Source organism: Hamadaea sp. NPDC051192 (genome assembly GCF_040682475.1).
In the GTDB taxonomy this organism is placed as follows: Bacteria; Actinomycetota; Actinomycetes; order Mycobacteriales; family Micromonosporaceae; genus Hamadaea; species Hamadaea flava.
Genome location: NZ_JBFBAZ010000002.1, coordinates 80,719 through 97,518 on the forward strand (window position 1 = coordinate 80,719; position 16,800 = coordinate 97,518).

Genomic DNA, 16,800 nt, shown 5'->3' on the forward strand with positions numbered 1-16,800 from the left:
AAGCCATCCCCCGTGATATCAGCCCCGACGATCTGGTTGTACCCACCCCAACCATTACCGATCTTACGACCGTCCGAACCATAGAACGGCTCACCGTCATCACGAACGAAATTGTTCGAGTGCAGCCACAAAGTGCCATCAGCCTTACGACCAACCAGATCGGCATAGGGGTCACCGGTGATGCTGTGGCCGCGTCGCTGCTCCGCCGGGTTTTCTGCGCCCCACTGGCCGAAGTCGGCAGCCCGCGCCTCGTTGCGATCGCAGTCGGCGCCGTCAACGGTGATGCCGTTCTGCACCTGGCGCAGCTGTGCCCGGCTGTCCCAGCTGCCGCCAGACCAGGCGTAGGTCTGCCAGCCCCAGGTGATCTTGCCGGCGTCGAAAAGACGCTTGATGACGTAGTAACCGCCGTAGGCGCCGACGCGGCTGCGGCCGAGCACCGACGCCACGCCGTCGAAGTAGCTGTTGATGGCGGACTGCTGCGCCTCGGTGGCATCGAAGTCGACACTGAAATAGATCGGCCGGTTCGACGGCATGCCGCAGGCGATCGCCTGACGGTACGCCTCGGTGGCGTTCTCGACGCCAGCCGAGTACCCGTTTAGCGCCTCGTTCGCCGAGTACTCCCAGTTGGTGACGATGCCGAGCCCGGCGTCGCGCAGCGCGTCGGCCTCGGCGCGCGTGAGATTCTTGCCGGTGGTGCTCCAGCTGACGTAGCGGCAGACGAAGGAGTATCCGGCCGCCACGATCGCGCTCGGATCGGGACGGCCCCACGAATAGTCGATGCCTTGCCGCGTCGCGGCGTGCGCCGGGCCGGCAAGTGACACGCCGGTGGCGGTGCCAACGGCTGCCGCAGCGGCCACGCCGAGCAGGTTACGGCGGGAGAGTCTCTTCATCGTATGCCCCTTATGGCAGGTAGGGAGGAATGGACATCGGCGAAAGCCGTTGACACGCTGCCGTTCTGGCCGCCGAGGAGCGGTCCGGCGTGACGAGGAAGGGTCTCAGGCGAGCCTTGTATCCGGATTGCAGAATCCTTGAATCCCTAGGTCAGAGGCATTACTGCCACCGCGAGGGCCGGGGATGCCAGCGGCCAGTGAATGATGGCCCCGTTGCAGAGATCGCGAATTGGCTGTTCAGAGGGCGGTAGCCGTTGGCCAAATCGTCACGGCGAGTACCTGTGTGGATATTCCGGATGCGTGGGCTGCGATAAATTGGCAGGCGTGACGTCTTCACTGTCGTTGACCGTTGAACGCCTGCGGATGATCGTCCGTATCGACGACGAGGATGTCAGCCGCGCTGACGGCAACGGCGGCCCCGATCCGTGGCACGTGCTGGTGCCGGTGAACCGCTTCGTGGCCACCGGGGAGTTCACGACCGCAACGATTGCGTGCTGCCCGGGCTGCGGCCCGGATTGCTTCGCCATCGAGGCGCGCATCCGCCGCGAGGGTGACCTCGTGCGGTGGGAATGGGGCCGAAGGGGCGCGCAGTGGGAACGCGAGCGGCGCACGACGCTGTTCGACGCTGCGGCCTATGACGCCGAGGTGGCCCGCGTCGGGGCCGATCACAGCTGGGAGACGGCCGAGCGCCGGGCCGGACGACTCATCCTGACCGGCCTTGCCCTGCCATCAGGGATCGAGGGTGTCAAGGTTCGTGCCGACCGCTCCGGCAAGCTCGAGGTGTGGCTCGAGGAGCCGGACGAGTACCAGATCTTCGTGAGCGTGCCGTGGGACGAGAAAAGGCCCGACGAGAGCGCCGCCGAGGTGCGGGCCGTGCTCGCCCAGCCGGCCGCGCGATGGCCCGCCAGGTGGTACAGCATCCAGGGCGGCCGGGAGGATCCGCCCTCGTACGCCGGTCCGTCCTGGCAGCTGGAGAAGTTCTGATCTCGCCTGGGCGTTCCCGGGCACGGGCGCGGCCCTGTGAGGCGAACGGGCAGGCACCGCCGTACCAGCGCGGGTAAAGCCGCCCAGCGGCTCAGACGGCGGCGAGGCGTGGCTGGCCGACGATACGCCGCGGCTGACAGTCTCTTGTCGACCGGCAGCCGCGGCGGCTGTCGTGCTGGGGCGGCCAGGGCAGTCCCCAGGCAATCCCTAGGCCTTGGTGATCCAGAACCTCAGCCCCAGCGCCTCGTCGCTGAACGACTCGCCGATGCCTGCACCGGCCGCCAAGTCGGTGGCGAGCACCTCCTCGGCGACGAGGCCACGATGTTCCCGCAACGCCTCCGCGGTTTCCTCGGACGCCTCGTATCGCACGGTGATGCGGTCGGACACGTCCAGGCCGCTGGACTTGCGGGCCTCCTGCACCAGCCGGACGACCTCGCGCGCGAGACCGGCCAGCCGCAGGTCCGGCGTGATCTCCAGGTCCAGCGCGACGGTCGCACCGCCACCGCTGGCCACCGCCCAGCCTGACCGGGGAGTCTCGGTGATGACGATCTCGTCCGGGCCGAGCTCCACGACCGATCCGTCGACCTCGACCGAAGCGGATCCGTTGGTACGCAAGGAGGCGCTCAGAGCGGCTGCGTCGGCGGCGGCGATCGCGGCGGCCACCGCCTGGACTGTCTTGCCGAACCGCTTGCCCAGCGTGCGGAAGTTGGCCTTGGCGGTGGTGTCGACCAGGGATCCGCCGACGTCAACCAGCGACTGCACGCTCTGGACGTTCAGCTCGTCGATGATCTGGTCGATCAGGGATTCCGGCAGCTCGGCGAAGCCGGGTGCGGACACCAGTGCCCGGGACAGCGGCTGCCGGGTCTTGACCGAGGACTCGGCACGGGCCGTGCGGCCCAGCTCCACCAGGCGGCGTACGAGAGCCATGCCGACCGCCAGGCCGTCGTCGACCAGAGCCGGATCCGCCGTCGGGTAGTCGGCCAGGTGCACCGACTCGGGCGCGGACGGCGTCACCGGAACGACGATGTCCTGCCATACACGCTCGGCCAGGAACGGCGTGATCGGAGCGAGCAGCTTGGTCACCGTCACCAGCACCTCGTGCAGCGTCGCGAGGGCGGCTTGGTCTCCCCGCCAGAACCGGCGCCGGCTCCGGCGGACATACCAGTTCGACAGGTCGTCGACGAATGCCGCCAGCAGCTTGCCGGCGCGCTGCGTGTCGAACGCCTCCATTGCGGCGTCGACCACACCCACCAGCGTGTTCAGCTCGGAGAGCACCCAGCGGTCCAGCAGGGGCCGCTCGGCCGGTGCCGGATCCGCGGCCGACGGCGACCATCCAGCGGTACGCGCATACAGCGCCTGGAAGGCGACGGTGTTCCAGAACGTCAGCAGGATCTTGCGGACGACCTCTTGGATGGTGCTGTGGCCGACGCGGCGCGCCGACCACGGCGAGCCGGCGGCCGCCATGAACCACCGGACCGCGTCCGCGCCATGCTGGTCCATCAGCGGGATCGGCTCGAGGATGTTGCCCAGGTGTTTGGACATCTTGCGGCCGTCCTCGGCCAAGATGTGCCCCAGGCAGACCACGTTCTCGTAGGACGACTTGTCGAACACCAGCGTGCCGACCGCCATCAGCGTGTAGAACCAGCCGCGGGTCTGATCGATGGCCTCAGAGATGAACTGGGCCGGATACCGCTTCTCGAACAGGTCCTGGTTCTTGTACGGGTAGCCGTACTGGGCGAACGGCATCGCACCCGAGTCGTACCAGGCGTCGATGACCTCCGGCACCCGCGTCGCGAGGGCGGCGCACTGCGGGCAGTCGAAGGTCACCTCGTCGATGAACGGCCGATGCGGGTCCAGGTCGGACTGGTCGCGGCCGGTCAGCTCGGTCAGCTGAGCCAGCGAGCCGACACAGGTCAGGTGGCCGGCCTCGCAGCGCCAGATCGGCAACGGAGTGCCCCAGTAGCGGCTGCGGGACAGCGCCCAGTCGATGTTGTTGTTGAGCCAGTCGCCGTAGCGGCCGTACTTGACCGTCTCCGGCTGCCAGGTGGTCTTCTCGTTCTCCCGCAGCAGCTCGTCCTTGATGGCGGTGGTGCGGATGTACCAGGACGGCTGCGCGTAGTACAGCAGCGCGGTGTGGCAACGCCAGCAGTGCGGATAGCTGTGCTCGTAGGGCAGGTCACGGAAGAGCCGGCCCCGTTCGGCGAGATCTTTCACCAGCGCCTTGTCGGCCGTCTTGAAGAACACGCCGCCGACCAGGGGCACCTGGTCCTCGAACGTGCCGTCCGGGCGTACCGGGTTCACCATGGGCAGGCCGTGCGCGCGGCTGACCGCGAGGTCGTCGGCGCCGAAGGCCGGCGCGATGTGAACCAGGCCGGACCCGTCCTCGACGGTGACGTAGTCGGCCGTCACCACGAAGTTCGCGTCCTCGACCGGCACCAGATCGAACGGCCGCTCGTACGCCCATCGCAGCATCTGCGTGCCGGTGAAGGACTGTTCGACCGACCAGCCCTCGCCGAGCACCTTGCCCACCAGCGGTTCGGCAAGGACCAGGCGCTCGGTGCCGTCGGTGGCCACGACGTAGGTGACGTCCGGATGGGCGGCGACCGCGACGTTGGAGACCAGCGTCCACGGCGTGGTCGTCCACACCAGCAGGGAGGCCGTCCCGGCCAGCGGGCCGGACGTCAGCGGGAAGCGCACGTAGACCGACGGGTCGACGACGTTCTCGTAGCCCTGGGCCAGTTCATGGTCGGACAGGCCGGTGCCGCAGCGCGGACACCACGGCGCCACCCGAAAGTCCTGGACGAGCAGGCCCTTGTCGAAGATCTGCTGCAGCGACCACCACACCGACTCGATGTAGTCCGAGTCCATCGTCCGGTACGCGTCGTCGAGGTCGACCCAGTAGCCCATCCGCTCGGTGAGCTGCGCGAACGCGTCGGTATGCCGGGTCACCGAGGCCCGGCAGCGCTCGTTGAACTCGGCGATCCCGTAGGCCTCGATGTCCTGCTTGCCGGAGAAGCCGAGCTCCTTCTCGACGGCCAGCTCGACCGGCAGGCCATGGCAGTCCCAGCCGGCCTTGCGGGCGACGTGAAAGCCCTTCATCGTCTTGTAGCGCGGGAACAGGTCCTTGAACACGCGCGCCTCGATGTGGTGGGCGCCGGGCATCCCGTTGGCGGTCGGCGGCCCCTCGTAGAACACCCACTCCGGCTTGCCCTGCGACTGGTCGAGGCTGCGCTGGAAGACCTTGCGGTCGCGCCAGAAGTCGAGCACGGCGTGCTCGAGTGCAGGAAGATCGACCTGGGCGGGCACGGGCTGGTACGGCATCTTTCCTCCGGTCTCGTTGACACGTTCCCGGAGGGACGAGGCGAACCCCGCGGTACCACCCTCCTTGGCCGCAAAAAGCGGCCCGCTCATTCATGCGGTCGGTTCTACTCGGCCCGAGGGCCTTTCCTCCGACGGCTCCGGGGTGATCTTCGCAACGGGCACGCCCCCGGGCTTCCACCGTCCCCGGGTCTCTCTGGGCTGCGTCCGGAGCTACTCGTCCCCATCAACGCCTCGCCGTTGTACCTTAACTCAGTCCGCGGACGCTCCGTTTCCCCGGCCTGCGGTGGGCAGCTCGCCGCCGCCGCCGGGCACCGGCCTCGGCCTGCACGTCCGGGAGCCAGCGACGGTCAGGCCGCCCTGGAAGTGTTCGCCCACCGCGACGGGGGGAGGAAGCCTCGCTCGCGAAGGTCGCGCCGATGGCAAGCGGTTGTCCGCCGCTGCGGCAACTTTCTCGGTGGTAGCCACGATGTGATCTGCGGCCGTATTCGTGAACATCAAGGCATGAGATCGTCGCGCCTGATCGCCGCCGTGGTCGCCGTCACCCTGCTCGCCACCGTCCCCGCGTGTTCGCGCGACGACAAGCCGGACTCGGTACGGCCGTCCATCGACCCGGCGTCAGCGGCCAAGGTGAGCAAGCTACGCCAACTGCCGTTCGATTCCGACCTGGTGAGCGTGCTGGCCGACGAGCTGGCCGCCGCCGGGGTTGGGATCACACGGGATCCGACGACGCCGAGTGGACCGACGCTCCAGCTGCAGACGGTTCGCCTGACCGGATGGCAGCTGCAGAACATGGCGGCCGAGGCCGCCAACGGCGGCGGCGTACGCGGCGATCTGCTTGCCACGACGGCGCCGACCCCGCAAGGAGCACCACCGCTCGGGTATCTGATCGGCGCATGGGCCACCACCTACGACAGCCCTGGCGCACGGTTCGCGTACGCCCTGCTCGGCGAGCGCGACTTCCACCGGCCGGAGCAGATCGTCTTCCCGAACGCGGTGCTCACCTTGTTCCTCGCCGACGCGACGACGGCGGCGGCCGCCGACGGTGCCAGCGCGGCGTCGCCGGCGATCGGACCTGCCGGACAACCGGTCCTGGCCGGAGAGCTCGCCGGTCCGTGCACCGCCGTGACCAACTTCGTCCAGCGCGCCATCTACTCAGTCGCGAACGTGCTGAAGGTCAACGCGTCCAAGGGAGGCTTCCTCGGCTTCCTCGGCAAGATCTGGAACGCGGCTGTCGACCTGGCGGCCGGGCTGGTCAAAGGTCTCATCGAGACGGTGACCCAGCCGGTGGTGAACCTGATGGCCAGCGTGTTCGGCGTCATCGCCACCATCGAACAGGTCTCCACCTTCTTGACCGTGTGGCGGGCCGCCCTCAGCCCGGACCCGGAGGAGAACCGGTTCGGCGTGGACGCCGAGGTCGTCATCGGCCAGGTCAAGCTCACGATCAGCGACAACAAGCTCCCGATCCCGGAGCTGATCCTCGACTGCGCCGACGCGTTCGGGGTCGACCTACGCGAGGTCGGCTCGGCGGCCGGATCGAAACTGGCCTGGGACGCGATCAATCAGGGCCGGCCGGACCTGAGCAGCAAGAAGTCGGCCGATGGCGAGCTGGGCAAGAACCAGACCGCCGACTACACCTACGCCACCGGCCAGGAGACTGCGAAGCTCGCCGCCGGAGGCAAGGAGCAAGAGCGCGGCGGCCTGCTGCAGCTGACCGCGTCGGTCCAGCGCAACGACATCGAGCGAGTACGCCGCCTGTTCACCAAGCTCGTCTTCGACCAGATCCCGGCGGCTGTCCGCGACCTGGTGGAGGCGGTCGCCAAGCCGGTCCTCGACCTGGCGACCCGGCGCCTGGCCGCGCTCACTGATGTCAAAGCCGTCACCTATGTCGGCATCCTGTATCACGCCGACAAGCAGCCCACCTCGACGGCGAAGACGGGCGGCGGCAAAGGGCTGTCCTGCGGCCCGAACGACGTCGCGCCCGGCCACTACCGACTCGGCCGCAACAAGAAGGATCTCGGCGACGGCACGTCCCAGCAGCAGATCCTCGACCTCCAGGTCAGCTCGGACGGTTCGGTCGGTGGCAAGGTGGTGACCTTCACCGACGCCGGGCCGGGCGGATCCATCGAAGTCGGCTGGCAGATCGGGGGCACCGTCGCCGCACCGATGATCACGAAGCTCGTCTACACCATCGACACACCGGGGATCGGGAAGAAGGACCTTGGCGGGAACGCCTTGAGCGCGCCGTTCGCCGCTGGCGGACCCATCACCGGGGACTGCTCGAATCTGACGTGGAGCATCCCCATGCCCAGCCAGCTCATCGCGATGGTTCCCGATCAGAACGACGAGACCAAGACCTTGCTGAGCGGCTGGGAAGTGCCCAGGTCATAGGGCGAAATGGCTCTGTCAGGGTGTCGCGGCTTCGCAGCGAGCAGGCCGCGGCACCTGGCTGATCCCGGGCGGGCGGACTGGTGGTGGCGTCGACGATCACGTATCGCTCTATCGTCCAACCGTGGCATCAACGTTCATGACGGACTCCCACTTGCGTACGGTCGAAGGCATCCTCAGCCAGGCCGCCGGGGGGCCGACGACCATCCGGTCCGTGTACGCCATCACCGACGGATGGTCGGCCGCCTTTGCCGAGTACCCGTGGGTCGCACGATGCGTCGTCGACTCCCCGCCAGGATGGGACGTGGCCTCGGTCGTCGTGAAGACCCGGCGACCGGCGAACCATCCGCGGGCGAACGACGCGTTCGGCCGTGAACCGGCGGCGCTGTCGTTCCTCCAAGAGATCGGCTCCGACGCCGGCCCGCGAGTGCTGGCCCACGACGACGGCCTGGGTCTGGTCGTGCTCGAAGACCTCGGGACGGGCAACGCACTGGAGGATCTCCTCGTCGGCGATGACCCGCATACCGCTACCGCCGGGTTCGTCGCGCTGGCGAAGGCCCTGGCTCGGATGCACGCCGACACGCTCGGCCACCAGGACTCGTTCTACGGTCGCCTTCGCGACCAGGGAATCAGCCTGGAACAGGACCGAGCTCAGATCGCCAACCGGCCGCTGACGCAGTGGTGGTCGGCGGTACGCGACCTCGCCGAGCGTCAAGATGTCCTCCCCGCCACCGGCACCGTGGCCGGGGATGTCGGCGTGGTGATTTCGCAGCTGGCCGGCCAGGACTCGCTGCTTGCGCTGTCCAATGGCGACCTTGCGCCGCAGAACTGCCGGATCGGCGCTCGCTCGGCTCGCCTCCTGGACTTCGAAAGCGCACAGTTCCAGCACCTTCTCCTGGACGCGGCCCACCTGCGCCTGCCGTTCTACGGAGCACCCTGCTGGTCGCGCATCCCTGCCGAGGTCGGAAACGCCGTCGAACGCGCTTACTACGACGAACTTGTAGCCGCGCACCCGAATCTGCTCGACGCCGACACCTACGCCTCTGGTATGGCTGGGGCGACCGCCGCTTGGGCCATCGTCAGGCTGACGGGGCTGCCGAAGCTACTCGTGCTGGATCGACCGCATCCGATGGGTTACTCCCGTCGCGGCCAACTGCTCGACACGCTCCAGGTTGCCGTCGACGCCGCGAGCACCTCGGGAACACTGCCGGAGCTGTGTACCTGGTTCGAGGAGAGCATCGCCGCGCTGCGGCGCCGTTGGCCGCATCTGCCGGTGGCTCAGCCGGTCTACCCTGCCTATCGAACACTCCCCCTACCTGCGGCCGAAACCGTCGGGGCCAACAGGTAGCCCCGGGCCTACGAGCCTGCATCGGCCGCCACGGATTCCCAGGTCAGCGGAGTATCCCAGGCCGGGGCGGACTCGACTTTCAGCGTCAGTGGGTTCATGTCGTCGGGATTCTCGAAGATCGTGAACCCGGCCGACGTCAGGATCGTGGTGATCGCAGCGAGCATCGCCTCCTGCACGGCACCGTTGTGCCACAACGCCGCGTCGTCCAGACGATTCGTCGACACCGCCTCGACGGCCCGATCGCGGAGAAGCGGATGGGTCTGCCAGGCGATGAGGACGCCGCCGTCGGCTCCGGTGTCGACGTGAACCTCTGCGCCTTGTCGTAGCTGCATCAGCGCGTTCGTGGTCTGTGGGCATACCGTGATGCCGGCGGCGGCGAGTTCGTCGCGTACGCGGGCTGCGACGCGTTCCCGTCGCCCGATCACATCCGCATTGGCCTGCTCATACATGTCGGGCACCGTAGCCCACAGATGCGCTGCACCCCGGGACTCCACGCGGCGTGGAAGATGCCGGTCAATCTCCGGTTCCGCTCCTGTCCAATGTTTGGCCCGGCGGAAACGATGATGCGGCACGTCTCGCGCCGCAGCGTACCGCCCGCCGGATGTGATCGCGGGAGCTCCACCACCTTCTGGAACATCGCAGCCAAACTTGGGAGACTCGATGGGTCGCGTGGCCAGGTTCCTGTTTTCGTCTGTGTTCGCTGGTGTCGCGGCGTTGGCCGCCGGCCTTGCCGCCGCTTGGGGCGCCCTGATCGTGCTGTCCGAGCGAGGCGACGTTCTCGGTGCCGTGTCCGGCCGTCTCGCGGCCTCTGCGCAGGGCGTGCTGACCGCGTTCGGCGCTGCGTCTGGTGCTCCACTGAGAGTGGAGGTCGCCGGTGTTCCGGTGGCGCTGCCAGTCGACTCCGCCCATCTCGTTCCGGCGCTGCTTCTTCTCCTCGGCCCGCTGACGGCTGCCGTCACGGTCGGTTGGCTCGCTGCCGGGGCTTCGGCTCGGCAGCGGCTCCCAGTGGTTCTGACCGTTCCGGTGACAGCGCTGGCTTTCGGGATCGCTGTAGCGCTGGCGATCGGCACGATCGGGCGGCCCGGCGGTGGGCTCATCGCGTACCACGTGGGGATCTGGCCGGCTTTCGGTCTCGCGTTCGCCGGGAGTGCCATCGTGGGCGGTGCAGTAGCCGCGTGGCGGGCGGCGGTAGTGCGTCGCCGCCCGTCGATGGGCCCACTACGTACTCGACACAAGGTTAGGGCGCTGGTGGTGTCGGTTCTGGTGGGCGGTTCGGCGCTGGTGTTCGCGCCCGCGCAGGGCACACCGGGTGCAGCGGGCGTGGTGGCGTACCGGCGGCCGGGGGTCGAGATGGCGCTGGAGCGGCTGCACGCGGCGAGCCCGGAGACGTGGCGGGTGGCGTACTCGCCGGACCGTGGAGTGCCGTCGACTGTGCAGCTCGACGTTCCGCTCGGCTCCGATGTGCTGACCTGGCTGCGTACCAATTCCCGGCTGTTCGGCTTCCGGGACGTGACGACGGTGCTGCGGCAGACCCTCGACGGACGCGACGACCTGCGCCGGCGGCATGTCTGGTTCCAGCAGGTGGTCGGTGGGATTCCGGTGGAGAACGCCGAACTGGGCGTGCAGCTGGACGAGTCCGGGCGGCGGGTGCAGCTGTTGAGGAATGGCCTGCGACCTGATCTGCTGCCGGACCGTACGCCGGTGGCCCGCGACGCCGGAGCCGCGAGGCGGCGTGCCGGAAAGGATCTGCCGAAGGGTGTGCCGACGCGCGAGACGCGGCTGGTGATGCATCCGCTCGATCGTGCACGTTCCGGAGTCGAGGTGGTCGCGGTTCCGGTGTGGAGTGTCGCGCTTGTCGACGGCGATCGGGGTGTGTCGCTCGAGTATCTCGTGGCGGCGGCCGGGCCCGAGCGGATCGTCCAGGTACGCAACCAGGCGATGCCGGTGCTCCGCCGATACGTCTACGACTTGCAGCACCGGGAGTGGGAGTACGCGTCGGGTGTGCTGGTGCGGCAGGAGAGCGGCCCGCCCAGCTCGATCGCCGACGCCAACGAGGTCTACGACCACAGTGGCGAGACGTATCAGTACTTCCTCCGCGCGCTCGCCCAGGACAGCTTCGACGGGCACGGTGCCGACATGTTGGCCAAGGTCCGGTGGGGCGAGGACGTTCGCAACGCGGAGTGGTCCGGCGGCGGCGCCTTCGGATTCACCGCGTTCGGCGACGGCTTCACCAAGCTCGACGTGGTGGCCCACGAATGGACCCATGCGCTGACCCAGATGGTGTTCCAGCGCAACACCGGTGGCGGTGGCCTTACCTACGAGTTCGAATCCGGCGCGCTGAACGAGAGCATCTCCGACTCGTTCGCCGAGCGGGTCGAGTCGTACACGCGCGGCTCCAACGACTGGCTCATGGGCGCGGAGCTCAAGGGTGGCGCACTGCGCAGCATGGCGGATCCGGGTAAGTACAAGCAGCCCGCGCACGTGCGCGACTACAAGGAGATGTGCTACTGGGAGGACTCGGGCGGTGTCCACTCGAACAGCGGCATTCCCAACCACGCGTTCTATCTGATCGCCCAGCAGCAGGGCATCTCGTTCGCCGCGAACCTGCTCTGGTACACGATCGCCGGTGGCGACTTCGGCATGCTGGCCTCCGACTCGTCGTTCGCCGACTTCCGGATTCAGCAGATCGCCGCGGCCGAGGCTCTGTATGGACGAAATTCGCCGTGGTCGCAGACGGTAGAGGACGCGTGGAGCGCGGTCGGTGTGGAGGACACGACGGTGCTCATCCATCCCGACGAGTGCACTTGCGCCGCCACCACCAGCCTCGGCACCACCGGTGGCGGAACGGGCGGTGGCCCGCTCGCTCAGCAGCTCTACCTCGACCTGCACCGGCTGCTGGCGGTCGCCGGCACCGACGTGTCCGTCTCGCTGCGGCATTATGCGGAGGCGTTCCTGGCCGGCAGCGACCGGATGAGTGAGCTGATGCTGGCGAACGCGGCTCTGAAGAATCAGTTCGCGGCGGTGCTCTACGCCATGCAACCGGTCGTGAATTCCCTGGCGGACGATTCGTCGCCGCAAGCGACTGTCACCGCGCAGAACGTGGCGCAGGTCAACGCGTTGCTTGACGCGCTCGCGGCGGCCGACTTGGCGGCCGGCGGCCACGATCTGGCCGACCTGCTCGCTGTCGAGCGCGCGCAGGTCGATCTCGATGATCTCGTCGGGCTCGACGCCGCACACGCCCGGCAGTTCCTCGACACCGCCTTCGGTGCATGATGCGGGGCCGTCGTCGTTTCCCGTTCGCCGGGATGCTGGTCCCGCTGCTCGTGCTGAGCGGGCTGACCGGCGCAGCACCGACCAGCCGCCCACTCCCCGCCACGGTCGACGCCGCCGTGACGACACGCCTGGCGCAAGAGCACAGCGCCGACGTGTTCGTCATGCTCCGCGCGAAGGCGACGCTCAGTGGTCCGGTTGCCGGTCGCACTCACGGCGAGCAGGTGGCCCGGGGCCGCCAAGCGCTCATCACCACTGCGGAGAACACTCAGGCAGGGGTACGCACAGCGCTGGCCCGCCGCAAAGTGGCGTACGAGCCGTATTGGATCGTCAACACCGTCCTGGTCCGCAGTGCCTCGGCAGAGGTGATCCGGGAGCTGGCCGGTCGCGCTGACGTGCGGCGCGTACGCCTGGCCGGCGAGCGGCACATCCCCACGCCGATCACCGGTGTCTCCGCTGACGCGGCGGTCGACTGGAACCTCGACCGGATCCGTGCACCGCAGACCTGGGCGCAGTTCGGCGTGTCCGGCGAGGGCGTGGTCGTGGCGAGCATCGACACCGGGGTCGACTTCACCCATCCCGCGGTGACACGGCAGTATCGCGGCAACCTCGGCGGCGCGTTCAACCACAACTACAACTGGTTCGACCCCAGCCACATCTGTCCCAGTCCTGTGCCGTGCGACAACAACGGTCACGGTACGCATGTGACCGGCACGATGACCGGTGACGACGGCGCCGGCACGGTGATCGGCGTCGCGCCCGGTGCGAAGTGGATCTCGGCGAAGGGCTGTGAGAGCGACTCCTGCTCCGACGTGGCGCTGATCCGCTCCGGGCAGTGGGTGATGGCCCCGACCGATCTCTCTGGCAACAATCCGCGCCCTGACCTGGCGCCGAACATCGTGAACAACTCCTGGGGCGGCGGACCGGGCGACGACTTCTACCAGGACATCATCAACGCATGGACGTCGGTCGGCATCTTCCCCGCGTTCGCGGCCGGTAATTCGGGTCCGGGTTGCGGCACCGCCGGGTCGCCCGGCGACTACCAGAACTCGTACGCCGTCGGCGCGTTCGACAGCTCGAACTCGATCGCACCGTTCTCCAGCCGGGGCGCGTCAGTGTTCGACGGCGAGATCAAGCCGAACATCGCCGCCCCCGGCTCCGGAATCCGCTCCAGCGTTCCGGGCGGCAAGTACGAATCGTGGAGCGGCACGTCGATGGCGACCCCGCACGTCGCCGGAGTCGTCGCACTGATGTGGTCGGCCGCGCCCGCCCTACGCGGTGACGTCGGACTGACCCGCAGCCTGCTGGACCAGAGTGCCATCGACACCGCCGACACCTCGTGCGGCGGCACCATCGCCGACAACAACGTGTGGGGCGAGGGCCGCCTCGACGCGTACGCCGCAGTCGAACGCTCACCACGTGGTCCGACCGGTGTCCTGTCCGGCGTGGTGACCGACGGGGTGACCGGGTTGCCGCTCGGCGGGGTCAGCGTGAACGTCGGCAGCGGATCGTCGTCGCGTTACGGAGTCGCCACGGCGGCGGACGGCACCTATCGGATGGTGCTGTCGGTCGGCGCGTACCAGATGACGTATGCGAAGTTCGCCTTCCTGACCGCGCAGCGGACCGTGCAGATCACCACCGGCAACACCGTCGTGGTCAACGTCGCATTAGGGCAGGCGCCCCGGCACGCCGTCACCGGTGTCGTCCGGGACGTCGGCGGCGGGCCCGTGCACGGCGTCACCGTACGCCTCGACGGCACGCCGATTCCGTCCGTCGTCACCGGCGTCGACGGGGCGTATCACTTCACCGGGGTGCCGGACGGCGCCTACGACGTCAGCGTGACCAACGGCGGCTGCACCGCGGCCACCCTGCAACGAGTTGTGGTGGACGGCGACGAGGTCACCGACCTGGCGGTGCCGCCGAGACCGGATGTCTCGGGGTACACGTGCCAGACCACGGCATCGGAATGGGTGCCCGGCACGGATCTGCTGGCGCTGACCGGCGACCAGGCACTGACGACGATCGCGACGCCGTTCCCGTTCCCGCTCTACGGCCGGACCTACACGACGGTCACGGTGACTACGAACGGCTTCCTGACGTTCGACCGTGCGGTCTCCTCCTCGACGAACCGTCCGATCCCGTCCACCGCGTACCCGAACGCCGGGCTCTATCCGTTCTGGGACGACCTGGTGGTCGACTCGGCCGCCGGGATCTACACCACGGTCGTCGGCACCGCCCCGAATCGCCGATTCGTGGTCGAGTGGCGCAATGCCACGTTCTACGGGTTGCCGGGGCGGGTCACGTTCGAGGCGGTGTTGTCGGAGAACGGCCGGGTCCAGTTCGGCTACCAGTCGCTGTCGGCCGAATCGCAGGCCCGTGGTGCGAGCGCGTCGATCGGCGTCGAGGACTCCACCGGCACAGTCGGCCTGCAGTACGCGTACAACGAAGAAGCACTGGAGCCCGGCGCGACGCTGGTGTTCCGGCCGCCGGCGACCGTGACCGGCACGGTGACCGACGCTGAGGACGGCCACGCGCTCAGCGGGGTCACGGTCTCGGCGTATCGGGCGGGTGAGTTCGTCGCGACCAAGACCACCGACGACACTGGGAAGTACGCGGTCGCGCTGCCGGCGGGCGCTTACAGCCTGACGTACACCTTGCCTGGCTATCTGATGGGCAGTGCGGACGTGACGCTGACGGCGGAGGGCGAGGTCGCCGTACGCGATCTGGCGATGTCCGGGTCCGGCAAGACGATCAGCGGGATCGTCCGGGACGACCGGGGCAACCCGGCGTCTGGGCAGCGAGTGCGGTTGTTCACCGGGCTGGCCGACTTCACGGCGACCACCGACGACACCGGCGCGTACCGGATGACGAACGTGCCGCTCGGCTCGTACAACGTCTCGGTCGGCAGCCCATGCGTGTTCGGCAGCGCCTCGACGATGACCGTCGACGGGGACGAGTCCGCCGACTTCGCCGTGACCACCCGGTACGACGACTTCGGCTACCAGTGCCGGCCGGTGACCGCGGCGTATGTCGACGCGACCGGGGTGCTGCCGCTGACCGGCGACGAGGCCACCACCAGTGTGACCCTGCCGTTCCCGTTCCGGCTCTACGGCACGGCCTACACATCGGCGTACGTGTCGACGAACGGGTTCCTGAGCTTCACCGACAACGACGTCGGCGAGATCAGCGACAGCTTCCCCACACCCGGTACGCCCAACGCCGCGATCTACGCCCTCTGGCAGGACCTCATGATCGACGGCGCGGGCAGCGTCCGCACCGCCGTCACCGGACAGGCCCCCAACCGCCGGTTCGTCGTCGAGTGGCGCAACGCGCTCGTCGAGCTCACCCTCGACCGGGTGTCGATGGAGATCGTGCTCGGCGAGGACGGCACCGTCGAGATCCGCGTACGCGACTCGCTGGGCAGCTACCGGGCGCGTCTGGGCATCGAGAACGCGACCGGGACGGTCGGCTACCGCTACGACGACACGTTCTATCCGATCCGCGACGGGCTCGCCGTGCGGTTCACGCCCCCCGGCCAGGTCCAAGGCACCATCACCGACGCGGACGACGGCACCGCGGTCGCCGACGCGATCGTGCGCGGGCTTCGCAACGGCAGCAAGGTGAAAGAAGTCCACGCCGACGCGACCGGCCACTACGTCCTGCCGTTGCAACCCGGGGACTACACGGTCGAGGTCGTCAAGGGCACCTCGACGACCAGCCGGGCGGTCACGGTGCCGGGCGTCGGAACCACGGTGACCGCCGACCTCGCCCTGCCGGTGAACACGGTCACCGGGCGTATCACCGACGCCACCGGAGTGCCACTGGCCGGGGTCAACACCAAGATCAGGGCCAACGGGCTGACCGTGGAGACCACGACCGCCGCGGACGGCACCTACCGGCTCGACGGGGTCGGCGACGGCACGCACACCCTGCTGCTCGCCGCCTACGGCGACGGCTGCCTGCGCTCCCGCACCACCGAGGTGGTCATCACCACGGATCAGGTCATCGACACGACCATGTCCCGCTACGCCGACGGCTACGGCTACACGTGCCGCACCGAGGCATCGACGTGGGAGACCGGCGAGACCGTGCTCGCCCTCACCGGCGACGACGCGGTCGCGACGGTGCCGCTCCCCTTCACCTTCACCTTCTACGGTACGCAGTACAGCAGCGTCTACGTCTCGACGAACGGGTTCGTCAGCTTCACCGACGCCGTCCCGGCGCCGGTGATGTCGTGGCTGCCGAGCACCGGTACGCCCAACGCGGCGGTCTACGCACTGTGGGGTGACTTCGTCGTCGACGGTTCGGCGAGCGTACGCACCTCGGTGGCCGGGACCGGGACGAACCGGCGGCTGATCATCGAGTGGCGCAACGTGCAGGACAAGTGGACGAGCCAACACAACACGTTCTCCGTCACCCTCTACGAGAACGGGCAGGTGGCGACCGGCTACCAGACGGTCGCGACCTATCCCGCCAACGTGGGGATCGAGGACGCCACCGGTTCGCGGTTCCTGCAATACGTCAACGACTTCAACGGCGCGTACGCCCGCGCAGGCATCACCGTGCGGTTCGTGCCACCGACCACCTGAGCGAGGCCGCGTC

8 protein-coding genes are annotated in these 16,800 nt (G+C 68.5%); 5 read left to right on the top strand and 3 right to left on the bottom strand.

The genetic code is table 11. The features are described 5' to 3' along the window. Positions 1-890 (bottom strand): DUF1906 domain-containing protein (locus tag AB0M47_RS01620; protein ID WP_363406600.1); only part of this gene is annotated, 890 nt, incomplete at its 3' end. 324 nt (positions 891-1,214) lie between these two features. On the opposite strand from AB0M47_RS01620, the gene AB0M47_RS01625 reads away from it, so the two are divergent. Further along, the gene (locus AB0M47_RS01625) at positions 1,215-1,874 is read left to right on the top strand and encodes a hypothetical protein (protein ID WP_363406603.1); all 660 of its coding nucleotides are present in this window, start codon (positions 1,215-1,217) and stop codon (positions 1,872-1,874) included. Between the two features lie 207 nt (positions 1,875-2,081). Here AB0M47_RS01625 and ileS read toward each other — a convergent pair whose 3' ends face one another. Then, positions 2,082-5,195, bottom strand: coding sequence for an isoleucine--tRNA ligase (gene ileS, locus AB0M47_RS01630; RefSeq protein ID WP_363406606.1), 3,114 nt, complete (start codon positions 5,193-5,195; stop codon positions 2,082-2,084). Between the two features lie 501 nt (positions 5,196-5,696). On the opposite strand from ileS, the gene AB0M47_RS01635 reads away from it, so the two are divergent. Both AB0M47_RS01635 and AB0M47_RS01640 read left to right on the top strand, forming a co-directional pair. After that, positions 5,697-7,583: a hypothetical protein gene (locus tag AB0M47_RS01635; RefSeq protein WP_363406609.1), complete on the top strand. Its 1,887-nt coding sequence runs from the start codon at positions 5,697-5,699 to the stop codon at positions 7,581-7,583. Positions 7,584-7,704: 121 nt separating this feature from the next. Beyond that, positions 7,705-8,928, top strand: a complete 1,224-nt coding sequence (locus AB0M47_RS01640; protein WP_363406612.1) for a hypothetical protein — start codon at positions 7,705-7,707, stop codon at positions 8,926-8,928. An 8-nt stretch (positions 8,929-8,936) separates the two neighbouring features. On the opposite strand, the gene AB0M47_RS01645 is transcribed toward AB0M47_RS01640, so the two are convergent. Then, complete coding sequence (locus tag AB0M47_RS01645) at positions 8,937-9,377, bottom strand: hypothetical protein (protein WP_363406615.1); 441 nt, start codon at positions 9,375-9,377, stop codon at positions 8,937-8,939. Between the two features lie 244 nt (positions 9,378-9,621). Here AB0M47_RS01645 and AB0M47_RS01650 point away from each other — a divergent pair, with 244 nt between their 5' ends. Next, positions 9,622-12,201, top strand: coding sequence for a M4 family metallopeptidase (locus AB0M47_RS01650; RefSeq protein ID WP_363406618.1), 2,580 nt, complete (start codon positions 9,622-9,624; stop codon positions 12,199-12,201). After that, positions 12,198-16,787: a carboxypeptidase regulatory-like domain-containing protein gene (locus AB0M47_RS01655; protein WP_363406620.1), complete on the top strand. Its 4,590-nt coding sequence runs from the start codon at positions 12,198-12,200 to the stop codon at positions 16,785-16,787. The genes AB0M47_RS01650 and AB0M47_RS01655 overlap by 4 nt, the downstream gene beginning before the upstream one ends. The last annotated feature ends 13 nt before the right edge of the window (positions 16,788-16,800 follow it).